Source organism: Pseudomonas sp. K8, assembly GCF_014889455.1.
GTDB classification, from domain to species: Bacteria; Pseudomonadota; Gammaproteobacteria; order Pseudomonadales; family Pseudomonadaceae; genus Aquipseudomonas; species Aquipseudomonas veronii.
This window is the reverse complement of the sequence record NZ_VJWO01000029.1, coordinates 40,393-64,985: the sequence shown is the minus strand read 5'-3', so window position 1 is coordinate 64,985 and position 24,593 is coordinate 40,393. Positions and strand designations below refer to the sequence as shown.

Annotated in this window: 29 protein-coding genes and 1 tRNA gene; 13 read left to right on the top strand and 17 right to left on the bottom strand. The window is 60.7% G+C overall.

The features are described from left to right. The first annotated feature begins 2 nt into the window (after window positions 1-2). The 8 genes from sctJ to INT12_RS19235 all read left to right on the top strand — a co-directional run bounded on the left by sctJ (window position 3) and on the right by INT12_RS19235 (window position 5,381). Window positions 3-809, top strand: a complete 807-nt coding sequence (gene sctJ, locus INT12_RS19270) for a type III secretion system inner membrane ring lipoprotein SctJ (protein ID WP_026139723.1) — start codon at window positions 3-5, stop codon at window positions 807-809. Next, window positions 802-1,359 (top strand): hypothetical protein, encoded by a 558-nt coding sequence (locus INT12_RS19265; protein WP_046488039.1) that lies wholly within the window; start codon window positions 802-804, stop codon window positions 1,357-1,359. Before sctJ ends, INT12_RS19265 begins: the two co-directional genes overlap by 8 nt. Window positions 1,360-1,361: 2 nt before the next feature. Next, complete coding sequence (gene sctL, locus INT12_RS19260) at window positions 1,362-1,958, top strand: type III secretion system stator protein SctL (RefSeq protein WP_017844414.1); 597 nt, start codon at window positions 1,362-1,364, stop codon at window positions 1,956-1,958. 86 nt (window positions 1,959-2,044) lie between these two features. Next, on the top strand, window positions 2,045-2,263 hold the full coding sequence (locus INT12_RS19255) for a hypothetical protein (protein WP_026139725.1): 219 nt from the start codon (window positions 2,045-2,047) through the stop codon (window positions 2,261-2,263). A gap of 46 nt (window positions 2,264-2,309) precedes the next feature. Then, entirely contained in the window at window positions 2,310-2,657 is a 348-nt protein-coding gene (locus tag INT12_RS19250) for a type III secretion protein (RefSeq protein WP_226926247.1), read from the top strand. A gap of 14 nt (window positions 2,658-2,671) precedes the next feature. Further along, window positions 2,672-4,813: a type III secretion system outer membrane ring subunit SctC gene (sctC, locus tag INT12_RS19245; protein WP_193040377.1), complete on the top strand. Its 2,142-nt coding sequence runs from the start codon at window positions 2,672-2,674 to the stop codon at window positions 4,811-4,813. Beyond that, the gene (gene hrpT / locus INT12_RS19240) at window positions 4,810-5,013 is read left to right on the top strand and encodes an HrpT family type III secretion system protein (RefSeq protein ID WP_108525284.1); all 204 of its coding nucleotides are present in this window, start codon (window positions 4,810-4,812) and stop codon (window positions 5,011-5,013) included. Before sctC ends, hrpT begins: the two co-directional genes overlap by 4 nt. Continuing rightward, a complete protein-coding gene (locus INT12_RS19235) occupies window positions 5,010-5,381 on the top strand; it encodes a hypothetical protein (RefSeq protein ID WP_017844419.1) in 372 nt (123 codons plus the stop codon). The genes hrpT and INT12_RS19235 overlap by 4 nt, the downstream gene beginning before the upstream one ends. Here the strand turns inward: INT12_RS19235 and sctU are convergent, their stop codons facing one another. The 11 genes from sctU to INT12_RS19180 are packed head-to-tail and all read right to left on the bottom strand — an operon-like array spanning window position 5,382 to window position 15,320. Further along, window positions 5,382-6,479: a type III secretion system export apparatus subunit SctU gene (gene sctU / locus INT12_RS19230; RefSeq protein WP_193040378.1), complete on the bottom strand. Its 1,098-nt coding sequence runs from the start codon at window positions 6,477-6,479 to the stop codon at window positions 5,382-5,384. Then, entirely contained in the window at window positions 6,476-7,264 is a 789-nt protein-coding gene (gene sctT / locus INT12_RS19225) for a type III secretion system export apparatus subunit SctT (protein WP_017844421.1), read from the bottom strand. The genes sctU and sctT overlap by 4 nt, the downstream gene beginning before the upstream one ends. A gap of 9 nt (window positions 7,265-7,273) precedes the next feature. Beyond that, the gene (sctS, locus tag INT12_RS19220; protein ID WP_017844422.1) at window positions 7,274-7,537 is read right to left on the bottom strand and encodes a type III secretion system export apparatus subunit SctS; all 264 of its coding nucleotides are present in this window, start codon (window positions 7,535-7,537) and stop codon (window positions 7,274-7,276) included. A gap of 7 nt (window positions 7,538-7,544) precedes the next feature. Then, on the bottom strand, window positions 7,545-8,198 hold the full coding sequence (gene sctR / locus INT12_RS19215; RefSeq protein WP_046384774.1) for a type III secretion system export apparatus subunit SctR: 654 nt from the start codon (window positions 8,196-8,198) through the stop codon (window positions 7,545-7,547). Next, a complete protein-coding gene (locus INT12_RS19210) occupies window positions 8,195-9,208 on the bottom strand; it encodes a FliM/FliN family flagellar motor switch protein (RefSeq protein WP_046384775.1) in 1,014 nt (337 codons plus the stop codon). The genes sctR and INT12_RS19210 overlap by 4 nt, the downstream gene beginning before the upstream one ends. After that, a complete protein-coding gene (locus INT12_RS19205; RefSeq protein WP_017844425.1) occupies window positions 9,205-9,660 on the bottom strand; it encodes a type III secretion system HrpP C-terminal domain-containing protein in 456 nt (151 codons plus the stop codon). The genes INT12_RS19210 and INT12_RS19205 overlap by 4 nt, the downstream gene beginning before the upstream one ends. Beyond that, window positions 9,657-10,085: a type III secretion system stalk subunit SctO gene (sctO, locus tag INT12_RS19200; protein WP_126588920.1), complete on the bottom strand. Its 429-nt coding sequence runs from the start codon at window positions 10,083-10,085 to the stop codon at window positions 9,657-9,659. The genes INT12_RS19205 and sctO overlap by 4 nt, the downstream gene beginning before the upstream one ends. After that, entirely contained in the window at window positions 10,072-11,430 is a 1,359-nt protein-coding gene (locus tag INT12_RS19195) for a FliI/YscN family ATPase (protein ID WP_017844427.1), read from the bottom strand. Before INT12_RS19195 ends, sctO begins: the two co-directional genes overlap by 14 nt. Beyond that, complete coding sequence (locus tag INT12_RS19190; RefSeq protein WP_046384779.1) at window positions 11,427-12,329, bottom strand: FHA domain-containing protein; 903 nt, start codon at window positions 12,327-12,329, stop codon at window positions 11,427-11,429. Before INT12_RS19190 ends, INT12_RS19195 begins: the two co-directional genes overlap by 4 nt. 37 nt (window positions 12,330-12,366) lie before the next feature. Further along, the gene (gene sctV / locus INT12_RS19185; protein ID WP_017844429.1) at window positions 12,367-14,460 is read right to left on the bottom strand and encodes a type III secretion system export apparatus subunit SctV; all 2,094 of its coding nucleotides are present in this window, start codon (window positions 14,458-14,460) and stop codon (window positions 12,367-12,369) included. Next, window positions 14,457-15,320, bottom strand: coding sequence for a TyeA family type III secretion system gatekeeper subunit (locus INT12_RS19180; RefSeq protein WP_231589991.1), 864 nt, complete (start codon window positions 15,318-15,320; stop codon window positions 14,457-14,459). The genes sctV and INT12_RS19180 overlap by 4 nt, the downstream gene beginning before the upstream one ends. Here INT12_RS19180 and INT12_RS31350 point away from each other — a divergent pair. Together INT12_RS31350 and INT12_RS19175 are read left to right on the top strand one after the other, a co-directional pair. Beyond that, window positions 15,294-15,803: a hypothetical protein gene (locus INT12_RS31350; RefSeq protein WP_226926253.1), complete on the top strand. Its 510-nt coding sequence runs from the start codon at window positions 15,294-15,296 to the stop codon at window positions 15,801-15,803. The genes INT12_RS19180 and INT12_RS31350 overlap by 27 nt on opposite strands. Then, window positions 15,779-16,330 (top strand): RNA polymerase sigma factor, encoded by a 552-nt coding sequence (locus INT12_RS19175; protein ID WP_026139726.1) that lies wholly within the window; start codon window positions 15,779-15,781, stop codon window positions 16,328-16,330. The genes INT12_RS31350 and INT12_RS19175 overlap by 25 nt, the downstream gene beginning before the upstream one ends. A gap of 51 nt (window positions 16,331-16,381) precedes the next feature. Here the strand turns inward: INT12_RS19175 and INT12_RS19170 are convergent, their stop codons facing one another. Continuing rightward, window positions 16,382-17,578 (bottom strand): MFS transporter, encoded by a 1,197-nt coding sequence (locus tag INT12_RS19170; protein ID WP_046384781.1) that lies wholly within the window; start codon window positions 17,576-17,578, stop codon window positions 16,382-16,384. A 410-nt stretch (window positions 17,579-17,988) separates the two neighbouring features. Here INT12_RS19170 and INT12_RS19165 point away from each other — a divergent pair, with 410 nt between their 5' ends. From INT12_RS19165 to INT12_RS19155, 3 genes are all read left to right on the top strand, one after another. Further along, window positions 17,989-18,228 (top strand): hypothetical protein, encoded by a 240-nt coding sequence (locus INT12_RS19165; protein ID WP_017844433.1) that lies wholly within the window; start codon window positions 17,989-17,991, stop codon window positions 18,226-18,228. A 172-nt stretch (window positions 18,229-18,400) separates the two neighbouring features. Continuing rightward, a tRNA-Met gene (locus INT12_RS19160) sits at window positions 18,401-18,477 on the top strand. Between the two features lie 165 nt (window positions 18,478-18,642). After that, window positions 18,643-19,866 carry a tyrosine-type recombinase/integrase gene (locus INT12_RS19155; protein WP_193041043.1) on the top strand — a complete coding sequence of 408 codons (1,224 nt, stop codon included), beginning with the start codon at window positions 18,643-18,645 and terminating at the stop codon, window positions 19,864-19,866. 48 nt (window positions 19,867-19,914) lie between these two features. Here INT12_RS19155 and INT12_RS31345 read toward each other — a convergent pair whose 3' ends face one another. From INT12_RS31345 to INT12_RS19135, 5 genes are all read right to left on the bottom strand, one after another. After that, the gene (locus tag INT12_RS31345) at window positions 19,915-20,253 is read right to left on the bottom strand and encodes a hypothetical protein (RefSeq protein ID WP_226926246.1); all 339 of its coding nucleotides are present in this window, start codon (window positions 20,251-20,253) and stop codon (window positions 19,915-19,917) included. Next, a complete protein-coding gene (locus INT12_RS19150; protein WP_193041044.1) occupies window positions 20,250-21,230 on the bottom strand; it encodes an integrase domain-containing protein in 981 nt (326 codons plus the stop codon). Before INT12_RS19150 ends, INT12_RS31345 begins: the two co-directional genes overlap by 4 nt. Next, window positions 21,214-21,567, bottom strand: coding sequence for a hypothetical protein (locus INT12_RS19145; RefSeq protein WP_193041045.1), 354 nt, complete (start codon window positions 21,565-21,567; stop codon window positions 21,214-21,216). The genes INT12_RS19150 and INT12_RS19145 overlap by 17 nt, the downstream gene beginning before the upstream one ends. Further along, on the bottom strand, window positions 21,554-22,960 hold the full coding sequence (locus INT12_RS19140; protein ID WP_193041046.1) for a YfjI family protein: 1,407 nt from the start codon (window positions 22,958-22,960) through the stop codon (window positions 21,554-21,556). The genes INT12_RS19145 and INT12_RS19140 overlap by 14 nt, the downstream gene beginning before the upstream one ends. A gap of 1,063 nt (window positions 22,961-24,023) precedes the next feature. Continuing rightward, entirely contained in the window at window positions 24,024-24,560 is a 537-nt protein-coding gene (locus INT12_RS19135) for a LasR-specific antiactivator QslA (RefSeq protein ID WP_193041217.1), read from the bottom strand. Window positions 24,561-24,593 lie beyond the last annotated feature (33 nt).

Below are 24,593 nucleotides of genomic sequence, written 5' to 3'. Positions count from 1 at the left end.
ACATGACTCGCCCGCGGCTTATCCTAGTAATCCTGTCGCTCTCATTCTTGCTCAATGCCTGCAGTGACCGTGTCGAACTTCATCGTCAGTTAACCGAACAAGAGGCCAATGAGGTCGTTGCGGAACTGGCGGACAAACATATCCGCGCCACCAAGGTTCCCGCGAAAGATGGCGTTGTGGTGGTGGTCAACTCAACCGATATCGGCCGCGCTGTGCGAACGCTGGAGGCTGCCGGCCTCCCGCGGGTCGCGCGCGCGACGCTGGGCGACACCTTTCGCAAAGAGGGGGTTATTTCCACCCCGCTTGAAGAACGAGCACGCTACATCTATGCCCTGTCCCAGGAGCTGGAGACCACGCTGTCGAACATCGATGGCGTCATCGTGGCTCGCGTACACGTGGTGCTGCCCGAGCGCGTCGCTCCGGGGGAACCGGTACAACCCGCCTCCGCCTCGGTGTTCATCAAGCATGACCCGCGACTCGACCCCGACAATATCAGGGCCCGGGTGCGCAGGATGGTTGCAAGCAGTATTCCGGGGATGACCGCCGCGGTGGAAAACCCGCAAAAACTGACGGTCGTCTTCGTGCCGGCAACCGCTTACTTAGAGCAGCAACGGTTGGCTTACTTCGGGCCGTTCCTGGTTCCGGGAGATGACATCGGTTTTTGGCGGGCCAGTGTGACATTCGGGCTGATCGCCCTGGCGCTGATGATCGCGGCGGGCATGTTCTGGCATAAACGCACACAAAGAGCCGCAGACGCGCTGTCAGACGGCCCATCCCCGGATGCACCTGTCCAGGCCCGCAATGAGTAATCTCTCATGGGCCCAATGGTGGTCCGCGCCCTGGTTGTGTGCCCACGAAGACTGGAAAGCCCCCGTTCAACACGCCGCGCTGAATGAGCTGCACCGCAGCCGGCAGGTCGTCACGGGCACGCCTTATGGCGTTGCCCCTTGCCTGCCGCCAATGCCCGACCCCGCACTCCTGCAACTGGCACTCGCCCCCACGGATCAACTCGACCTGGGGCTCGCCCTGATTGACGGCATCTGCCGTCCCGCCTATGCCACCGCACTCGATGACAACCATCGACAGTGGTGCAACAGGCTGGCCAAGGCCCTGCCTCTGGATATGGTGCAACCCGATAATGACCCGCTGCAATTGCTCCGCGCCTGGGTCACGCCGGCCACCTGGCAGCGCATCCGGTTGCGCTTTGCGCGCCGGCGCATTTTGGATCTGGACGAAAAAGCCCTGTCGCTCGGCGACTCCCATAGCCGCCTCGATACCCTTTGGCATGCGGTGGCGTGGCGCATTGGCGCGATGAACAGGAACAGTAGCGCTGCCGCCTCAGAGGGGCACGGAGATTAACGATGTTATGCCGATATAAAATCAGCTCGCCCGGGGGCGCGCCACCCTTGCCGGGGAGCCTGATCTCTTGCGAAACACTGGCGAGCTATACCCAGGCCAGCAATGTGGTGGACCAGGCAAAAGCCGAGGCCAGGCAGTTGCTGAAGACGGCACACGCCCAACGTGAAGCGCTGCTCGAAAAAGTCAGCGTTGAAGTATGGCAACGCGCCAATGCACAACTCAAACGCTGGGAAATCGAGCGTCAGGCCCTGTGCGACAGCCTTGAACAATACGCCACCTCGATCGCCAACCAGGCCATTCACCTGCTGCTAGAAGACACCCCCGCCCCCCAACGCATGGCCGCCCTGATCAAGCAATTACTGGCGAGCCATGTGCCAGCGGTGAAGGCAACACTGGTTTGCCACCCGCTCGAATTGGAGGCGGTGCGGGCATGCCTGACCAACCGCGGCAGCACGCACTGGACACTGCGCGCCGACGATACGATCAAACTGCAATCGCTCATATTGACCACCGAAGAAGGGGACTTCCGGATTGACTGGACGTCCTTGATCAATATTTTCATGAAGCCCGATGACAGCCCTTCAGACAACGGGTTTTAAACACACTTCATGAAATAAAAATTGCCGCACATGGAACCAATTCGAAATACAAACCAAAAAGGAGAACATCCCAACGGAGTGAATCCATGAACTATTACGACGGTTACAGCAATCGGCTTCTAAACGACGCAAGGGAGGTTAAACGTGACCTCAACCTCGCCGCAGAAACCAATTCCGGGTCTGAAGAAGACCTCGCCTTTTTTTTCGATCTTGTCGCCAAGCATCGAACTTCCGAATACGTCTTCAATGAGCATGCCCGCGTCAAACATATGCTCCTGAAGTCAGGCCTGGATAGCGGTCAGTAACTTGAACGCGCTGCTGGCCGAGTGTTTGAAACGCGGCTCCGGAGAATTGAGGTTATTCGAAAACAATGACGAAATTATCCTGCGTCATTGTTCGAACAGCCTGTTGCTCAGTGTCCAGTTGACGCCACTTCGCCCGGACAAATCATTGCTGCTGAGCTGGCTGCGACTGGGCGAGGTCAGCCTGGAACACTTTCCAGGCGCTCTCGCCCAGGCGCCGGCCAGTGGCGCGCTCTGGCTGATGCATTGCCTGCATGACAAGCACGACGAACAGCAGCTGCAGCTCTGCCTCGAGTCCCTGCTCAACCAACGCGATACCTGGCGCGCCACCGTCGCGCGCCTCCACAGACCGGCGCCTCGACGCAACCCCACCTCCCTACGTTCGTTGCTGTACTAATCAGAGAAGCTTCTATGCATAACAAGATCCACAAGCGCGACAGCTTGCGCATTGACCCGCCCGAAACTTCATCCGGACGCGCCGATTGGCGGTGCCTGATCGCCCTGACCTGCTTGCTGGCCCCGGCGCCAGGCGCCCTCGCCGCCATCCCCGCCGAATGGAAGAACACGGCATACGCCTATGAAGCCCAGCACAAGCCGTTACGTGAAGTCCTGGAAGATTTTGCCCAGACATTTGGCACCCAACTCCAGATCGAGGGCCTGCTGGAGGGCAACGTCAACGGCAAGATACGCGCCAATACCCCGCAGTCGCTGCTCGACAGGCTGGGCGTTGAACACCGCTTCCAGTGGTATCTCTACAACAACACCCTGCACATCAGCACCCTTGATCAGCAAGAGTCCGCACGCCTGGAGGTGTCGTCCGAAACCATTGCCGACCTCAAGCAGGCGCTGACCGATATCGGCCTGCTCGACAGTCGTTTCGGCTGGGGCGAATTGCCGGAGGACGGTGTCGTCCTGGTCTCCGGCCCCCGGCGCTATATCGAACAGATCAAGCAGTTCAGCAGCCAGCGCCGTTCACCGGACGAAAAGCAGAGCGTGTTGAGCTATCCGCTCAAGTTCGCCAACGCCGCGGACCGCCAAATGGAATACCGCAACGAAAGAATCACCATCCCCGGCGTGGCTACCATGCTGCGCGGGCTGCTCGACCCACGCAATCCCGCGATGCTCACCGGCATGACTCAGCGCTCCCCCGCGCAGTCCCAGCCCGCGCCCCTGACGCCGGCGTTCCCGCGCCTGAGCAACCCGCTGCTGGGGCAGATGCTCGGCACACCCGCGCCAACCGGGCCGGTGGACGCCGGCATAGCGCTGACGTCGCGGGCGCCGGTCAACCCCAGCCGAATCCGCGTCGAGGCCGATGTGCGCAACAACGCGATTCTGATCTATGACCTGCCGGAGCGTCAGGGGATGTACCGCGAGCTGATCAGTCAGCTCGACGTGGCGCGCAAACTGGTGGAAATCGACGCCATCATCCTCGACATCGAACGCACCCAATTACGTGAGTTCGGCGTCAACTGGGGCTTTCAAAACAGTCGCTTCCGCGGCGCGGTCAACATGGCGCCCGGCACCTCATCACAATTGTCGATCGAAAACCGCGACCGCTTTTACGCCGACGTGCGCGCCCTGGAAGCGCGCGGGCTGGCAACCATGGTCTCCAACCCATCGGTGCTCACCCTGGAAAACCAACCAGCGGTGATCGACTTCAACCGCACCCAGTACCTGACGGCCGGCAGCGAGAACGCGACCATCCTGCCGATCACCGTCGGCACCAGTTTCCAGGTCGTGCCTCGCGTCATCACCAGCCGCGGTGGCCATCAGATCCACCTGGCGGTGGACATCGAAGACGGTAACTTCGACGAGTCCAACCCCGAACGCATCGGCCCCGATGTGCGTCGGGGCAAGGTCAGCACCCAGGCCGTCATGGCGGAAAAACGCTCCCTGGTGGTGGGCGGTTTCCATGTAACGAACAGCGCGGACAAGCAAAACAAGATCCCCTTGCTGGGGGACATTCCGTTGCTGGGCAAAGCGCTGTTCTCTTCGACGGAACGCCAGAACAACCGGCGCGAACGTTTGTTCATTCTCACCCCGCGCGTGATCGGCGATCAGTCCGACCCATCACGTTACTTGCCGCAGGCCGACCAGAGCGAGTTGCAGGCCGCCCTCAAACCCCTGGCACGGCGCTTGGCCCCACATCAGCCGGTGATCAACCGCAGCGACATCACCAGCATCCTGGCGCATCTGGTCAGCGGGCAAGTGCCCAAAGCCTTCAAGGCCGCACCGATGCCGCTGGCGTTGAACACGTTGTGTACCCCTCGCGAGCTGTTGGCGCTCAATACCGAGCGCAGCCAGTGGTACGCCGGCCCGCAGTTCAACGTGGCGGTGGTGGTGCTGCGCAATCAGTACAAGCGCAATGTCCGCATCGATGAAAAAGAATGCAGCAACTCCGAGACCCTGGCGGTCACCGTCTGGCCACGCGCCTGGCTCAAGCCGGGCGAAGAAGCCGAAGTGTTCATCGCCATGCGCCCGGTGGTGAAGGATGAACACCTGAGTGTGCCGCGCCCGTCCCTGCTCACGCCAACCCGGAAGACCACGCCATGAAGCCAAGACTGTTGTGCGCCACCCTGATGATTGCCGCGTTGTTCATCAGCGGTTGCACCCCGACCTGCAAAGGAGACTCCTGCTCACGCCCACAATCGACCAGCGATAAGCTGGTGATCTGGTGGCCGCCGCACATGCGCGTCGAACCCGGCCCGGCCGGGGAGCGTTCGGACTATCAAACGGTGTCGCTGGAACGATGAACGCCGGGAGGGTGCCGGACGATGAGCGGCATCGGCAGGCATTCTTCGATAGCCTGGTGAGCGGCGATGCCGCTCACCTGCCGTTGTGCCTGGGCATCGCCCTGCACACACGGCACGCCAACGCCCGCCCGGGGTTGGCATTGCACATCAGCCAGGCGGCCTTGCAAGCCGGGCAACTGCAACGCGTGCTGGAACGCCGCTTCGATCAGGCAGTGGTATTTGATGGCTGCTATATCTACCTCGATGCCCAGGGCGCACTGGTGATCTGGCACGCCCTGCCCGCCGAGCTTCAGGCCGTGGATCAAGTCCTCAGCCGAATGCTGTCGCTGGCCGACCTCGACGCCTTGGATGGTTTCGCCAACCGCTGATCAGCGCTGCTCCAGCTCCGGCAACTCGAGGGTTTCACGCTTGGCCTCATCGTCGAGGTCGCGCAAGGTACGGTAGATCAACGCCACCGCGTGCAAGGTCTCACGCGGAATGCCCGCCCCCAGTTTTGCCTCGTACAGCGTGCGAGCCAACCATACGCATTGAATCACCGGGACATCCGCCGCCTTGGCTCGATCAATCAGCTTACGCGCATTCGCGTCCGTGCCCTTGGCCACCAATTTTGGCAGCGGCGTTTGGCCGGGGCGGTAATACAACGCGACGGCAAAGTGCGTCGGGTTGACCACCAGCATGTCCGACTCCTCCAGCTTGGGCAGCTTGACCTTGGGTTCTTCCTGGGCCAACTGATAAGCCAACGAGCGCCGCTGGCCCTTGACGTGGGGATCGCCCTCCATGTCTTTGTACTCTTTGACCACCTCGACCTGAGTCATACGCATGCGCTTGGCAAAAAAGTACTTCTGCAACGTCAGGTCAACAAGCGCCAGCACCAGCAGCACCCCCAGACACGCATGCAACAAGTGCCGAAAGAGTGTGATCAGCGCGAGGATGTAGCTTTGCAGATCGCTGTTGGCAAGGTTGATCAGGGCGCCCAGCGACGGGCCAATCACCACGTACAGTATCAAGCCCAGGAGCAATGACTTGCCGATGCCCATCAACAAGTTCATGAGGGATTGGGCGGAGAACATCTGCTTGAGCTGGGTGAGCGGGTTCAACCGGTTGAAGTCCAACTTCAGGGATTCGGGGGCGAACAGCAAGCCGAACTGCATCCAGCTGCTGATCAGTTTCACCCCGATCGCGACCCCGACCATCAGCAGGCCGAAGGAGAAAAACAACACCAGCGCCTCCGTCAGCACTTCTTCCAGGGCGCGCGCAAAGGGTTGCCCTATGCGCGCCAGCGGCAGTGCGATCATCTGCTGGAAGCGCTGCATGCTGGTGTCGGCCGTGAACAAGGCGATCTCGCTCAAGGCCGTCAGTACCAGCAACTTACCCACGTCCTGGCTCTGCGCGACTTGGCCTTTCTTGCGTTGGTCACGCAGTTTCTTGGCACTGGCGGGGTGTTTCTTTTCCCCTGAGTCACTCATGTAAAAGGCCCCTTGAACAGCAGGCCCAGGGAATGCTTGAGGTCACTCAGCAGCGCCATGCGCCCGACGATCAAGTCCTGCAGCAGGGCGAAATACAGCAGCAGAATACCGATGCCGGCCAGGCATTTGATCGGCGGGGCCAGCGTACTCACCTGCAGTTGCGGGCTGTAGATCCCCAACAGTGCCACGCCGAACTCGAGCAACAGCAGTACGGCGATAAAGGGCGCGGCGTACAGCATCATGTGAGTGAAGGTGTCGCCGACCAACTCGACAAACACACTGAGGCCATTGGCCGCCGGCAACGGAAACCACACGGTCGGCGGCCAGATCAGGTAGCTGTCCCAGATCACCTGGGTCAGCGCGCCCAGGCCCAGGCTGGCCATCAATAAAAAAATCGCCAGTTGCTTGAACAAATGCCCGATCGGCGTGGCGTCGGGGCCCAGCGACGGGTTGAGTTGACCGCCGGCCAAAGCCCCGCGCTGGTTGTCCAGCAGCGCCCCGACCGACTCGAACATCCAGAACGGCATCGACAGCAACACCCCCAGCAAAACGCCCAGGATCGCCTCTTTGAGCACCAGCGCGCCCAACATCATCGCGGAGAGTTCCTGCCCCATCAGCGCCGCATGAATACCCGGCGCGGGCATCAACGCCATGACCATCACCACGGCGTGCCTGGGCATGCCGCGAATGTGCTGGAAACAGAACGCCGCGACCAGAAAAGCGCAGGGGTAGATGCGTGCCATGCCAATCAGCAGGCTTGGCAGTAAATCAAGATAGAGCAGCATGGGCACGCCTCAATTCAAGGCCGAACGGGCGATCATGTCGAACGTCAGGTTGATCAACTGGACCAACTCCAGGCCAATCCAACGCCCGGTCACCACCAACGTGACGCCAACGGCGACCAGCTTGACGCCGAAAGGCAGCGTCTGGTCTTGTATCTGCATCAGCGCCTGGATCAGTGACGTCAGGACGCCCACGATCACCGCGACAATCAGCGGCGGCGCCGTCAGCACCACCACCAGCAGCATGCCCTGTTTGAACAGTACGATCGGTTCCATAGGCAGCTCAGAGATAGGAAAGGAACAGGCTGTCCAGCAGCCGCGACCAGCCGGACACCATCACAAACAGCAGTAATTTGAGCGGCAGGGAAATGGTCATGGGCGAAACCATTTGCATCCCCAGCGCCAGCAGCAGGTTGGAGACAATCAGGTCGATCACGATAAAGGGGATGTAGATCAAGAAGCCGATCTCGAACCCCGCCTGCAACTGCGACAACACATACGCCGGGATCAGCAGGATCAGGTCTTCGCGCTGGACCTCCTGCGCCATGGCCGGCGGCCACATGCGCGCGGTGTTTTCCAGCAGGTGGGTGAGGATGTCCGGGTCACTGTTACGCACCATGAACGTCCGCAACGGCTGCACCGCCTCAAGCCCGGTCTGTTGCAGCGTGCTCACGTTGCTCAAGTCCAGGGGCGATACCTTGACGACCTCCGCGATCTCATAGCCCACCGGCGCCATGATGAACAGCGTCGCCGCCAATGCGATGCCGTTGATGGCCATGCTGGGCGGCACCTGCTGCACACCGATCGCGTTGCGGGTGATCATCAGCACAATCACGATCTTCAAGAACGCGGTGCAGACGATCAACAGCATGGGCATCAACGACAAGGCCCCCACGAACACGGCCAGGACAATCGGGTCTACGCCTTGAAAACTCATCGGGAAAAAATCACACGAGACATCTGCAACCCCAGGCGACCGTCCACCTCCACTAATTGCCCCACGCCCAGCGGGCGGTCGCCGTAATACAACCCGGCCATGCCCGGCGCATACCCGGAAATGCCCAGCACCGCACCGGGCGCCAGGTTGCGCAGCTCGCCGAGGGTCAGGTTGAGCGTGCCGCATCGCACATTGAGCGCCATGCTCAGTTCGTCGAACGGTTCATGCCCGAAGACATCCACCACCGGCGTGTCGTCTTCATGCCCTGCATAGGGCGGTGTTGCGAAATCCTCTTCCAAAGGCGCTTCCTCGATCGAAGTAAGGGTCAGGCAGACAGGCCCGGATTCATCATCAATAAACACGCACAGGCGTTGCCTGCCGACCTGCACATGGCCGTTGCCATGGGCTTGGAAATACACCTGCTCGAACATCAGCACATCGCCGGCGCGCAGGCCGCGCAATTGGCTGAGGGGCACGCGCAGGCGCCCGATCGTCACGGGCAGCGCCAACTGAAAACGCGTCGGCATCGGGCTGGCCATGCGGCGCCACGGCCCCGCCTCGCACAACGCCAGAAAGCTCTCGGTCGACAGCCACAGATAGCCCACCACGTGGGAAGCGCCGAGCGTCACGCACAACCGGCAACCGAAGTTCAACGGCCGGGCAGAGGGCAATAGCCGCAGATGCCCCAACAGCGCCCGCACCTGGGCACTCAAATGATGTTGAAACAGGGCCCAGAACCAGGAGTCCGGATCGTTGCCCGCCTGCGCCAACGTCACCGGGCATTCGCCCAGCAAGCTGAATTGCGGCCCCGGCTCACTGAACCCCAATACGCCGCAGGCTGTTTCGAAACAGAGCGGCTGGACGCCCATGGGGGCCGCCCCGGGCTCCAGCCGCAACTCTCCGCGCAGCTCGCCAACCTGGTACGACATGCGCAATCCGCGCCCCAAGCGTTGCCGGGCCGCCGCCACATTGCCCTTGACCGTGGGTAACGCCAGGGAGGGCATCATCATGCCAGCGCCGTATGTGCCAAATGCACGCTGACCGGCCGTGCCAGGCTCGCGGCGAGCCTTTGCTCGAACTGTTGCCGTACCCCGCTGAGCCAGCGCGTCGTGCCCTCTCGCTCGGCGCGCAACTCGACCCTCCAGGCGCCCTGCTCTCGGCCGATGCTGCTGTCGATCCGCCCCAGGTGCGGCAAATACAAGACCGCCGTCAGCGGCCACTGCGACACGCCGTCCATCCGCGAAACCAATTGCTCGCTCAACGCATCGACCCTGGCGGTTTCCCCCGAAGCCTTGATTCCGGCCAGGAACTGCCATTGGCTCGCGTCGTCGCTGTCATCATTCAACAACTGGGCAAACAGTCGTGGCTCCCAAGGCGCCAGCGCGTCGATTGCCGGCACACGGTCGCCCCAGAACTCAAGCGGGTACTGGCGCTCAGACGGGTTGACTGAAACGTGGTTCATAGCGGTTCCTGCGCGAGTAAATGGGAGAGTTCTTGGATTTTTTCCACCTGACGCAGACACAAGGTCACGTGCTTTTGCGCACTGCCGACCTGCACCGCCTGCTCTTCGCGTTGCCCTTGCAGGGTCTTCAACTGGCTTTCTTCGCGGCGGGTGCCGGCCGACAAGTGCTGCTCCTTGGCGCTCCAGGTTTTCAGCGCCTTGAAGGTCACCACCTGGCCCTGGTGTTCACTCAACAGTTGCGCGCATTGCCGGGCCTCTTCCTGGCGCGTTTGCTCCAGCGTCTCCTGGGCCTGCTGGATATGCGCGACCAGCGTTTGATGCGCCCGCTTGGCCTCGCGCAGCGCCCGCTCGGCGCGGTCTGCGCGGTATCGACGCAAGCGCCGCAAGGTGTCGATGTCACTCGGCAATACGTCAGAAAGGGACATAGGCAGTCAGCTCCATCAGGTGATCCAGGGTCGAGGCGATGGGCGAGGGTTCACGCAGGTCCTGGCGCAGGAAGTCATCCACCGCCTGGCGGCTGTCCACGGCCAGATCGGTCAGCGCATCGTTGCCGGGCTGGTACTCGCCCAACTTGAGCATCAACTCGATCTGCTGGTAAGCCGACAACAGGCGGCGCAACGCCGTGCCCGACTGGATGTGCCCAGGCTCGGCAACGTTGCTCAAAATTCGCGAAAGGCTGGCCAGCACATCCACGGCCGGGTAGTGGCCCCGCTCGGCCAGCTTGCGAGACAGCACGATATGGCCGTCGAGCAGCGAGCGAACTTCATCGGCCACCGGATCGCTCATCGAGTCCTGCTCGATCAGCACGGTGTAGATCGCGGTGATCACGCCTTCGCGCGTCAACCCGGCGCGCTCCACCAAGCGCGGCAACAAGCTGTACACCGACGGCGGCAAACCACCGCGGCCCAACGGTTCGCCGGCGGCCAGGCCGATTTCACGCTGGGCCCTGGCGAAACGGGTCAACGAGTCGATCAGCAACAACACCCGCTTGCCCTTGCGCCGGAAACCTTCGGCCAGCGCCGTCGCCGTGAACGCGGCACGCGCGCGCTCCATGCTGGAGCGGTCGGACGTGGCGCACACCAGCACGGCCTTGGCACGCAACTGGTCATCCAGTTCGTGATCGAGGAACTCGCGCAATTCGCGGCCCCGTTCACCGATCAGGCCGAACACAATCACATCGCATTCCACGTTACGGGCGATCTCGGCCAACAACGTGGTTTTGCCGCAACCGGCGCCGGCGAACAGCCCGACGCGCTGGCCCTCGCCCAACGTCATCAAGCCATCGATCGAGCGCACGCCGGTGGCCAACGCACGACTGATGCGCGGGCGCTCCGTGGGCAATGGCGCCTCGCACAACACCGTGGTCGCGTCGGGCGTATCGGCCTCGACGAACGCACTGGGGCCCTCGCCGGCAATCGGCCGACCAAAACCATCCAGCACCTGGCCCAACAGCTCGTCGCTGACCCGCACCCGGTGCGGCACCCCCAGGCGCTCCACAGCGGCGCCGACACGCACCCCCTCCAGATTGCCCAGGGCACTGAGCACCGCATCCTGCTGATCGAACCCGATGATTTCGGCCAGCATGTAATCGCCAGGCTTTTTTTCGACCTGGCACAGATCACCGATACGCGCCTGGGGCAGCCGGCACTGCAACAGCATGCCGTTGACACGCTGGATACGCCCGCGCATCGACACCGGCGCGAAACGGGCCAGGCCCTGGGACTGAATCAATTGCCACGCGTCGAGACGCTCCTGCACCGTGCCGCTCACCAGCGCACCTCATAGCGTTGTGCGCCGTCGAACACCACCTTGCTGTTGTCGATCAGCACCAGCCGCAGGCCGTCCACTTCATCGCCGACGAACAAACGGTCGCCGTGTTCCAACACCACATGGCCGCTCGGCCCGCCGACGATCTGCAAGATCTTGAACGGCAGGATGCTGTCACGTACCCGTACACGACTGATCACCGGCACGGCGGTATCGAACTGTTCAGCAAAGCGGCTGAGCATGCGCGCCACGAGTTCGACCTCTTCCTGGGACACATCGCCATTGAGGGCGATCTGCCCATTGATCACCTGCAAGCCGACGCGATGGTCCAGCTCGCGCTCGCCGAGCATCTTGAGCAACTGCTGACGCACCTCGAGCGGTGAACCGAGGTTGGGCTTTTGCGGCTCGACGGGCATCAACGACGCCTGGGCCTCATGCTCGCCGGTGGACGCCATGCCGACCGCCACGATAATCACCGCACACACCAGCACCAGGCTGATCAGGCGCTTCTGCTGAAACGGCGGGATGGACGACAGCACCAGCGCGGGCGGCGCCTCCTGGCGCGGCTCGGCGGCTGGCGTGACCTGCGCGACCGCCGCCCGGGGCCAAGGCTGGTCGGCCAAGGCGACGCACAGGCGAATGCTGCCCAGCGAAAAAGGCGTATTGAGCGCGAGGTCGGCGATCTGTGCCAGCGCCTGCCCGGTGCTGCTTTGCAACAGCCCGGCTTCCGCCTGCACCGACCAGAACCCGTCGATCAACCGCAGCCGCGCATGATGCTCGACCACCCCGGCGTCGGTCAGCAGCAGGTCGGCGTCCGTGTGACACCCCAGGCTCCACTGCTCGCCAAACAACGGCAACGCAGCGCCCTGATTCAACCCCTCCAACACGCGCAGTTCAAACATCAGCAAGCCCTCCCTGGCGTGGGTATGTACGTTGCACTCATGCTGCCGCTCCTCGCATCAGTTCGTCCTGGCCCAGGTCAAAGCGCCCCAGCACCTTGACCTTCGAGGCACTTCCCAGCTCAGCAAACGACAGCACCGGCACATGGCTGAACTCTTCCAGCAGCAAGGTCCGCAAGGGGCTGCGCAGATCCTGGGCGACCAACATCACGCGCTTGCTTTTGGGCCGCACGGCAAACGCTTGGTTAAGCAGGTTGATCAGCGAAGCGCTGCTGTCGTTATCGAGGGCGAAGAACACCCCGGTCTGGGTCTGGCGCAGTGCCTCGCGCAGCACGTTTTCGGTCTGCGGCGACAACAGCCAGGCATGCAGACCGTCCGCCTCGCTGTACTGGTGGAAAATCTGCGATTTAAGGGCGATGCGCGCGTAGTCCGCCAAGGCGTCCGGCTCACGTTCATGCTGGCCGTACTCGATCAGCGACTCGACGATCAGGCGCACGGCACGCAACGGCACGCCTTCTCCCGCGAGGCGCTGCAGCACCGCCGAGAAGCGCGACAGCGGCATGATCCGTTGCAGCTCCTGCACCAGCTCCGGCTGGTTGTGCTCAAGCCAGCCGAGGATCGCCTTGCTCTCCTGAATCCCGAGAAACTGAGGGCCGCTGAGCATCATGGCCTGCTTCATGCGGTCGATGATCAGGCTGGTGGCGCTGAAGCGTTCCAACTGCGGGTCATCCAGCAGCGGATCGTCGGGCGGCAGCCAGAGCCAGTCCTGCTCGTCGCGCTCGGGCAACCCCGGCACCGCGTGGGCCGGCTCGGACGCCAGCGCCTTGCGCTCCACCGCCACGAGCGTGACCACCGACGCCTTGATCATCGGCACTTCGTGAACGCAAAAACGCATCTCATCGTCGGCCAGCGAGGCATCGAGTTCGACCTCGAACGGCGGCAGCGTCAGACCGATATGGGCCACCATCGCGTTACGCGCCTGACGGATCCCGTGGATCAGTTCCGTGACCTCGGGCGAGCCTTGCAGAACCGGGGAGAACTGCAACAGGTACGGCCGCGACGGATCGAACCCGCGCAAATCCTCGTCGCCGTTGTCCTCGGGGCGCACCGCCTCGGTGGCTTCGGCTTCGGGCTGTTCCTCGCGTTGGCGTTGGCGCATCAGGTAATAACCGAGGGCGCCGGTCATCAGCGAAATGAGGATGAACACCACGGTCGGCATGCCAGGCAAGGCGGCGAAAGCCAGCATGCCCACCGACGCGATCATCCAGCTCTTGGGCTCGCTGGTCATCTGCCGGGCAATTTCCGCGCCCATGTTATTGGCACCCTTGCGCCCATCCGGCGCCGCACGGGTGATGATCATGCCGGCGGTCAGGGAGATCAGCAGCGCGGGGATCTGCGCAATCAGGCCGTCACCGATGGTCAGCACCGAATACAGCGCCATCGAATCGCCGGCGCTCATGCCGTGCTGGAACATGCCGGTGGAAAACCCGCCCAACAGGTTGATCACCACGATGACCAGCCCGGCAATCGCATCGCCCTTGACGAACTTCATGGCGCCGTCCATTGCGCCGAACAACTGACTCTCGCGGCCCAGTTGTTCACGCTTGTCGCGGGCCTGGCCGCCGTCGATCAAGCCGGCGCGCAGATCGCTGTCGATGGACATCTGCTTGCCCGGCATCGCGTCGAGGCTGAAGCGCGCCGCCACTTCGGCCACCCGTTCCGAGCCCTTGGTAATCACCAGGAAGTTGACGAGCGTGAGGATCATGAAAATCACCAGCCCCACTGCCAGGTTGCCGCCCACCACGAAGTTGCCGAACGCTTCCACGATATCGCCCGCGTCCTGCTCCAACAGGATCAAGCGCGTGGTGGCAATCGACAGCGCCAGACGAAACATGGTGGTCAGCAGCAGAATCGAAGGAAAGGAAGAGAACGCCAACGGCCCGGGCAGGTACAGCGCCAGTACGATCAACAGGCAGGAAATACAGATATTCAGCGCGATCAGAATATCCACCAGCCAGGTCGGCAACGGCACGATGAAGATGAACACAATGGCCATGACCACCACCGCGCCCAAGACTTCGGCACGCCGCGCCACCTTGAGCAACGCAGCGTTGATGGTCGCCAGCACCGTCATGCGTTCCCCCTCGACTCGCCGGCAATGCGGGGGCTGCCCCGCTCCACGCGCGCGAACTCGTCCATCACCAACAAGAATTTGTGCAGCGCCTCCTGGCGCCCCCGGTTGTCACGCCACAAGGTCTGCGGCAGACGCTGGATCACCGGGTACAGGGCGTTGAGGGACACCAGTTGGCCGCTCGCCAGCTCGCCACCGAGGTCTTCGGCCAGGCGCAATACCTCGCCCGAATCGACACCCGTGGCGGTATACCCCAACAGGCGCTGCAACAGACTCACCGAGTCCTGATCGGTGCTCAGGCGCTGCAACAATGCCTGGCAATTGGCTAACGCCCCGCCCAACTGAGCGCAGCTTTGCAACCCCAACAGCAGCGTGCGCAACTGCGCCGTGGGCACCGAAGGCGAGTGGGCGGCGATGTCATCGGCCAGGGCCCGGCGCATCACGTTGAGGCCGTCTGCGAAGCGGTCCCCGCCGAACAGCCCCAACAACGATTGCATCATCGAGGTCAGGGATTGGCGCGTGACCACACTGGCGTAATACAGCCCACGCACGGCCTGGCGCTCTTGTGGGTCGCCGGCGGCCTGCTCCAGCACGGCGGCAATGTTCAGGCCGGCCTGGATCTCGCCCCTGTAGCGCACCTGCAACCGATCGATCGCCTCTTGCGCCAAGGCCACGTCGGCGGCGCGGGCTTCGGCTTGCGCGGCCACATACTTGAGCACCACGAACGCCCGCGCCGGGTCGCCGCCGGTCAGCGCCAGCCACTTGTCCGCGCTGACGTTGTGCGCCAGTTGCGAACGCACCCGGCGCGCCATGGACGCGATGGTCTCCTGGGCCGGATGGCCAAGCTGATCATAGAGCCGCACGAGCTGCTCGACGGCAGGCACCGCCAGGCCCATCGAGCGCCGGTTCAATGCTTGATTGTTGAGCGCGACTTCCTGATTGAAAACCTGCGCAACCTCATCGAAGCCCGTCGCCGCGGCCGCTGTTTTTTCAGGGCTGACGCGGGGTGGGTCCACGCGTTGGAGCGGTTGCACATCGTTGATCGATTCGACTTTCATGGGGCAGGCCAGGACAAAGAGATTGTGTCCCTATGTGGCAAACGCTGGCTTTACGGTTCCAACAAATTTCCCCTCTGCGGTGTTTTGAAATTACCGGCACAAACCCGCCTGGGCTTTTGCAAGAAACCGCACAAAACCCTCAGAACAAAAAATATTTATTTATATAAATCAACCAGTTGCGATTTTTTTCTGTTTGGCACAGCCGGTGCTAAAGGGGTTCCCATCGAAACCATTTCGATCGCGCCCACCCTGAGGAAAAAATCATGGATATCCCTATTGGTGCTTTAGCTCACTTTGTTGGCGACTCGCCTCAATTCATGCTCCACCTGACGGACGACCAGCAAAAAAAACTCCGGCGCTTCATCCACAAGCGCGTACTCAACCCGGAAGATGCGGACGATATTCTGCAGTTGACGTACCTGGAGGCCTGGCGCAGCAGGGAGCGTTTCAGCGGCCAGGCAACCCTTAGCACCTGGATGTGCGGCATTGCGCAGAACCTGATCCGCAACCACTTCCGGCGCATGTACGCCAAACCGGTGCATTGCGAATTCGATGAAGCGCTGTGGCACGGCCAGGAAGACAGCCAGAACCTGGATTGGGAGTTCGAGGTCAACCGCCGCCTGGAAAAAACCCTGGTCGCCATCAAGGACCTGCCCACCGAGATGCGCAAAACCCTGTACGCCTCGCTGGAAACCGACGGCAGCTATCAGGACACCGCCGACGCCCTGGACATCCCCATCGGCACCGTGCGTTCACGCCTGTCCCGGGCCCGCGAACACCTCAAGCGCGCCACCCGCAACCCGTTGCAACCGTAGTCCAGCCCTAGCTGGCAACCGTTGGGCGAGAGGGATATCTGCCCAACCGTATCAGACCTTTTTCGTGCGCGGCAGCAAGATCGCCAGCAGCCCGAACAACGGCAAGAACGCGCATAAGCGGTACACATACTCGATGCCGTGACTGTCCGCCAGGTGCCCCAGCAGCGCCGCCCCGATCCCGCCAAACCCGAACATCAGCCCGAAGAACACCCCGGCGATCATCCCCACATTGCCCGGCACCAACTCCTGCGCGTACACCACAATCGCCGAGAACGCCGAGGCCAGTACAAAGCCGATGATCACGCTGAGCACGCTGGTCCAGAACAGGTCCACATGGGGCATCAACAACGTGAACGGCGCCGCGCCGAGGATCGAAAACCAGATCACCGCCTTGCGCCCGATGCGGTCGCCAATCGGCCCGCCAAAGAACGTGCCCGCCGCCACCGCGCCGAGGAACAGAAACAGGTGCAACTGCGAACTGGCCACCGACAGGTCGAACTTCTCGATCAGGTAAAACGTGAAGTAACTGGTGATGCTCGCCATGTAGAAATACTTGGAAAACACCAGCAGCCCGAGCACCACCAGCGCCGCCATCACGCGCCGTTTCGACAAGCCATGCGTCGCCGCCTGACCGGCCTTGAGCTTGAACAGGTTCAAGTGCGTGCGATACCAGCGGCTGATCGCATACAGCAGCACCAACGCAAAAACCGCGAACAGGCCGAACCAGGCCACATTGCCCTGGCCGAACGGAATGATGATCGCCGCCGCCAACAACGGGCCGAACGCCGAGCCCGCGTTGCCGCCGACCTGGAACGTCGACTGCGCCAGGCCATAGCGCCCACCCGACGCCAGCCGCGCCACGCGGGACGCCTCGGGGTGAAAAGTCGACGAACCGATCCCGATCAACGCCGCCGCCAGCAAAATCAGCGGGAAGCTGCCGACCTGGGACATCATCACAATCCCCACCAGGGTGCAGACCATCCCGCACGGCAACAGAAACGGCTGAGGATGCCGGTCGGTGTAATAACCCACCCACGGCTGCAACAGCGACGCGGTGAGCTGGAACGTCAGGGTAATCAGCCCGACCTGGGTGAACGTCAGGCCATAGCTGGCCTTGAGCATCGGGTAGATCGAGGGCAGCACCGACTGGATCAAGTCATTGATCAAATGCGCCAGCGCCACCGCGCCGATGATCCGCATGACCAGCGGGCTGGTCTGCCCGGCGGCGGGGGAATTGCTAAGAGCCATAAGAGGGTTCCGTACAGCGGGGGAATGCACAGGTGCAGGTGCGACAATGTGCCACCTTTGCCCATGGCAAGGCTATCCCGTTAGGGAGCTAACGACTGTAGCGGTCACGCTTTGTAAAAGGCCAGCAGGGTGGATCGCTTTAATTTGAAGGATGTTTCCTAGACAATCCCCGGCGCCTTGTGCCTGTGGAAACCGCTGGCTAGTCTTCGATCCGTCACTGGAATCAGTGATCGGGTTTAGCAGCCCGTTTCAATAGACGCATGGTTCATGTCACCGCTTATGGTGGCTGTGCGTGGGGCGCCTTCGGGTGCGCTGGTTTTCCTATTGACCGGTCTGCTAACCCGCGTACAGCTACCACCCCTCGTTTAGCAGCGTGGGGGGTCGCTCTCTCGTTCAATAGGAGCTACACCATGACCAAAGCACTCCCCGATCCCCCGGTCGACTGCCTCGCCGTCAACGAACACCTCAGCTTCGAAGACGCCCAGCTCTACATCGCCCACCTGATCCACAGCGCCTCGGCCACCGTGCTGGACTGCGGCGACCACCTGCCCCCCCACGACCGCGCCAAGATCCACGCCGTGTGGCACCTGCTGGAAATGGCCAAGACCGTGGTCGACCGCTCCATCGACTGCATGCCCCGCACGTCCTGACAGCCAACGCCGATCAAATGTGGGAGACCGGGGCGTGCCATAAAGACCTGCAAATCCCCCTGCCACCCGTCGGCCCAGCCAGGGCTTTTCGTTAAACAATTGAAAGCGTAGATAAAAATTCAATAAAAACGCTTGACGCTTTGTCGTTCTCCGCGAATAATGCGCGCCACTTGGCTACATAGCTCAGTTGGTTAGAGCATAGCATTCATAATGCTGGGGTCCGGGGTTCAAGTCCCTGTGTAGCCACCAAGTACCGATCCATAGATGTCTACAGCAGTCTATGAATCACCTCAAGAAGCCCGCCTCGTGCGGGCTTTCTTGTGTCTGGACATCCAAAGTGATCCACCCACATCCTTCACATCCTGTATGCCCCCATGTATGCTTCAATAAAAATTGAACTGGAGGCATACACGGATGAAACGCAGCGATATCAAACGCCGTCCTCTCTCCGATACCGCACTAGTCAATCTCGCTCCCGAAGCGGGAGCCTACCGCGAGCTAGACAGCTCGGGGCTGTATTTCAGAGTAAAGCCTAACGGACAGAAATCATGGGAGTTGCGCTATAAAAAGCCCGACGGCAAATGGTCGTGGCTCGGGCTTGGCGGGTACCCAGAAGTCAGCGGGGCCTTTGCTCGGCAAAAAGCTGCCGAATTGAGATCGGATGCAGCAGAAGGCAAAAATCCGATAGCCGCCAAGAAAGCTAGAAAAGCTGCCGAGGTAGCAGCAACAAACGAAACCTTTGAAGCGTTGGCTCGTGAATGGCATACGTCTCGCTTGGCTGGCTGGGATGTTGGCACAGCAAAAAGAGTCCTTGGAGCCTTGGAGCGTCACGTGTTCCCTCTTGTCGGAAAACGTCCTTATATCTCCATCATGTCGATGGAGTGGATGGAGCTTTTGAGAGGGCTCGAACGCCAGGGAATCCTCGAACAGATGAGTCGCGTGAGGGCATACTGCAAAGACATTTACGACCTGGCTCGCGTAACCGGCAGGGCGATGAACAACCCCTTAGAGGGGGTTCATAAATTTCTCTCATCGGGAAAGGCCGCAAACTACGCCCATGTCTCCCTGGAAGAACTTCCCGCACTGCTAAGAGCAATACGATCATACCCTCACGCCAAAGATGTTCAGCTTGGCCTCCAACTGCTTACTCTCATGGCTGTCCGCCCCAGCGAGCTTCGAGAGGCATGCTGGGCTGAGTTCGACTTTGACAAACGGCTTTGGACGGTCCCCGTTGAACGCAAAGGCCGTAAGAAAGGGCGTGAACACCTTGTACCACTATGCAAGCAGGCACTTAGCGCTCTCAATGAGCTACGAAAAATTACGGGAGCGTATCCATTGCTGTTCCCTGGCCGAAGCGATCGAACCAAGCCTCGCAGCGATACCGTTTTCCTGATGGCGCTAAGGCGCCTGGGTTACGAAGGACGACAGACTGGACATGGCTTCCGTCATATTGCAAGCACCGTACTCAACGAGCACGGTTTTCCGGCGGACCACATTGAAGCTCAGCTCAGTCACAAGCCGCCAGGTGTCCGAGGAATCTATAACAAGGCTCAGTATCTGGAGCAACGTACGACAATGATGCAGTGGTACGCCGATCATCTTGACGGGCTGGAAACAGGAAATATCAGAGCCGTATAAAACTACGGCCTCTTAGCTTCTTGCCCAGTAAAGAGCGTCCTGATAGGCCTAGCTTGAAGTCGACCATTTAGGCTGCGGGATGGCACAGCTTGGTGAGCACTTATCCAAATGGAGCTGACTGTCAGCTTTAACACTTTCACGCCGCCTACGAATTATCGTTGCTGTTAACTCGTAATAGTAAACGGTAGACGGCGCTGAGCATCGCAGGTAGTGCTCCAGAAACCATCTCACGTGCTTTTCTCTCCAGGACCAGGGGGTCGTGCAACCCCAGCGTTCACGAATCACCTCGTGCATCCTTTCTGCTTGCCTGATGTGCCGCTCCTGCGTGGCATGTGCACCTTTGAGCACGGGACGCAGGAACAACGCTATGTCGAACTCGGCCGTCATCGCCGGCCTCCGATGTAGGCACTCACCACATCGATGCGGTTATGTCCCAACTCGTGGCTGATCTGCTTACGGGCTTGCTGATCGAGTGCTCGATCCTCTTGATGAACACGACCACCATTAACGGGTGCAGGAAAGCCGATTAGTTGCTCATAGCGCTCACAGGCGTAAGCCGCCCGCAGCTCATGAAAACCTTTCAACCCATACTCATGCAGGATGTCCCGTGCCGGTCGCACAACTGCCCGCATAAAGTCTTTGTAGCTTTCGTCGGGCGCCAACAAATTCCGGCTGCCATTGGGTGAGGTCGCGCTGGCCCAATCCAGGGCATCGCGAACTTGATCCGTTACCGTAATCCAGCGCGGTGCCGAGGCCCCTGATCGACCACCTTTGGTGCCATCTTGGATGTTGATCTTGCCCAGTTGCTGAACCTCACGTTGCAGTCGGGGCAGATCGGCCAAGATCGCTTCACGCAGGCGCATACCAGTCTCTCGAGCGAGGAGCACAATGGCACTCACCCTCGCCTGCTGACGCTCTGACAGCGCCTGCGTAATTAGCCTGACCTGCACGCGGTCTTGGCCTTGCGGTGCCTCGCTACGCACGCTTGAGCGCTGCAAGCCCAGCGCCTTGCTCGGACTGGGGATTTTGACGTACTGATCACCGCGCAGCGCGGCCATCGTTCGGTTCACGCTGGACAGTCGGTTCTGCGCGGTGGCAATGCCGACGTTGCCCTGATCAACCTGCTCCCGCACGTGGACGGCGTACCGCATGAGGATCTCGCGGTCTATCTGGCGCGCGTCGTTGACCCTCGGTCCTTCATCGGATCGACACCAATGCACGAACGCCTGCCAGCGATCACTATGGGCTTTGACGGTAGCAAAATGGCCGTCGCCAAACAGGTCTTTCAGTGCTTGCGGTCCAGCATAGCTAAGCTGGCGACCGAAGCCGAAATTGCGCCCCGCTCGCTTACCGACCCGAGCCATTTTTCTGTTCCTGATCGACTGCCGCGAGATCATGCAAAAGGGCTCGCCAGTGCGCACTTACAATCGCGAACTGAGCCCAATCAGTCGGGCGAAAACACAGCGTGTTGTCAGTGACGTAGAGATGCACGCCCTGCTCTTTCAACAACTGAATGATGGCTGTCGTCGAGGTGATAGTTTTACGGGTGGTGGCGACACCGGCGACAGCGGCGACATCCCTTGCCCTGCCTGGCTTTGAGCGTGGCGACAAAGTGGCGACAGTAGCGGCGACAAATTGCGCTTTCGGCTCCTTTTGGCGCTGAGCCAGATGGTTGCGCAGCGCTTCATCAAGATTGAACATGGCGCACCTCGAAGGTGTGGCCGTCGGTGATGAGCCACTGATGATCAATCAACTCGACCAACAGCTTGGCGGTATGACGACTGCTCTTACGGGCAAAACGGGGACCGTTGCGATTCAATTCACGAATACTGAAACGCTTCCAATCTTTGACCTGTAGCCATCGCAGCAACCGGTCCGCCTCTTCCTTTACCCGACACACTGGCTCCTGCTCAGTCAGGCGCTGGATCTCGGTGAGGTAGTAGCCGACTAAAGCGGAGGCCCGTTGGATATGGTCGACCTCCACGACGCTGCTCTCCTCCACAACTGCAAGAATGCCGGCGACGCGCAGCAGGTTATCGGCGGCCTTTGATCCGCTGGGCCGCACGCTGGCTAGCTCGCCAAACTCCCCCAGTTGAGCTTCGATAGCATCATGCAAATCAATCCAGCGACGACGCGCCAGCGGACTGAGGCTCAGCTTTGACAGTTGCAAGGCACCGTCAGCGGAAAGTGACCAAGGCTGATAAAACAGAGCCGAAAGCCGGTGATGATAGCGCTTGAGGACGGCGTCTTTGGACAAGTCGACAGCCTGGTAGCTACGTTGCCCGGCTAGACTGGTTGGCCAGGTCATCAAGCAGCGCCCTAGAATGCCTTGCCCCTGCAGTAACGGGTCACTGAGTAACTGCATGGCCAAATACGGTTGCAGCATCAGGTGCAGGCTCAGGCGTCGGTCATAGGCTCGTAGGCTTTCGCCTGCCATAGAGCGAGCACGATCAATCGGGCTACCGTCCCAGAGTGACGACAAGGTCGTGACCGCTTTCAAACGGTTATCCCGACTCATGGTGCTGCTACCGAGGAATTGTCCCCCCTCGTCACAGAACAGGCCCATGCTCGGCAAGTCATGGCAGAGTCCCTTGATCAGGGCCTCGATAGTCGGATCCGTGGTGATTAGCCTAGGTGCTGAGGGCTCAGCTTCAAGCGATACGCCGTTTGTGGGGTTGTGATCGCCAGGGTTGATACGCTGCGCCTGTCGCTGCGCGACACGGTACCGGGCGAGTTGTTCGCGATAGCGCTGCCACTGCTCACGCTCCCATTGCCGTGCGGGCAGCAATGCAAATCGATCTGCCGCCGTTTTGCGATCGCCGGATGCGGCCACGGTGATCAGGTACAGCGACAGCGGATAATTTCTACCATCGAGCTGTAAGCCCGCATGACCTTGAGTGGCCAGCGCCGAAGCAGCCAGCACCGATTGTGCAGCCAATGCCTGGGGCACCCCGATAACCTCAGCCATGCGTTCGACCGCAGGCCCAAGAATCCCACCCAGTGCCTGCACCGGATAAGGCTGAGCCACGGGATTCGACTCAATCAGCGGTCGAGGTAGTTGTGGTAGTTCAAGCTTCGGATCTAACTGCTGCATGGGCCGTCTCCTCGTCATCGCTGGTAGTCCTCACGTAGTCCCGCCACGGCTGTTGAGTGTTATCAGGGATCAAGGCCCCTGCGGCCTGTGAGGTGTTCACTGACGCGGAACGAACGGCTCATTACGACCGAGAGCAAGGGCATAAACCCATGAATCTGGCCTCCTAAACGCATCCGAAGATACGGGCGGGTGGAAGCTGTGCCGACTGACGAGTTCGGCACCTGGAGATCCTGGGTGAGAGGAGGCAACAACATCGACACCTGGGGCATGCCTGACTGTCAGTCAGGTGCAGCCTTTCCATAGGCTGCAGCACCGGTGCCTGTGCTGTTGCGGAGGGTGACGAATCTGATTTGTCACGCCGATTGTCACGAGGAGAATTGCGGCAATGCCATGTAAGACGTGGATTGCAGCAGTGATACGAGCGCCCGTCTCTTTCCAGAAGAAAGAGACGGGCGCAGGTTGGCGCAGCGAGGTGCGTCGAGAGGTGAGGTTGCTGCAGCGCAGCGAGGAGGGTCCATCGTCTGCCGCAGTGGACAGATAAGTCGAGTAGGCATCCTTCACTCTTGGGGAGTGAACGTGCGAGCCGCCGGACGCTAATCGCACTTTGGGAGAACCACCACCAAGTGGCGTAGCCTTGAAGGTTCTGGCTACCTGGGCAGGTGCTGTCAACGACAGCGGTCCGTGCGCCAATTTTTATACCCACTGGAAAAGGCGGTCAAGCGTCACGGCCAATGCGCTGAGAAAGTGGCGACTGTCGCCACTTCTGTCGCCATACCCCAGACCACGTTATACGTGGGTTGTCGCCGCCGTCGCCACTGTCGCCACACCTACATCCATGCCCAACGAAAAGATTCGGACACACACTGAATAACGTTGCGCTCGATGGAAATCGTGGGGAAATACTGATGGTGAAAGTAGGCGTGGTGTGAATTAAATTTGAGCATGGAGGATGGAACGCGGCGGCTTCGAAAAAAAGCGAGTGAACCCTCCGATCGGCGCGATCAAAGATCGCTTGATCGGAGGGTTTGGCGGGAAAAGCAAATCTCAAACGTCAATTACAAACTCAGGCATCGAAGCGGGTTGATTGGGAAGTGACGGCCTCACGTCGCATGATCAGCGTCTGCTGCAACCGCAGTAAAAAACCTGTTTCAAATGCCTCTTGTGGATCACCTGGACGATGACGTTTTCGGTTCTGAGACAGCGCCCACCATAACGGTAATGATGAGCCATCGAGCCAAGTCTCTGCGCAACGAACGCCCTCCTTGATTACCGGAGCGAACTCATCGCCCCACGGAGTTTGGATCGCGGGAGCTCCTTCAACTGACGGGACAGAGACATATTCATGGATCTGTTGATGGACGCTTTGAGCTGGGATGCCAGTCAGATTCCGGAACGCCCTGTCGTACAACACCGCGGCGTCATCCAACAGCTCTACTGCCAGCTCAACGTCTTGCGGAAAATGAAGCAGAATACTCTGGGCTCCGTTAAGCCGGAGAGTGGCAGCCTGCCGCAGTTTAATCGCAGCATCTTCAGGGGTAAGCACTGAAGTATCGATGCTGTTGGGTTTGGGGAGTCCAATGAGAAGCGAAAGATCAAACATCACGGAATCCTCCGAGATAGTTTGCAGCCTGAA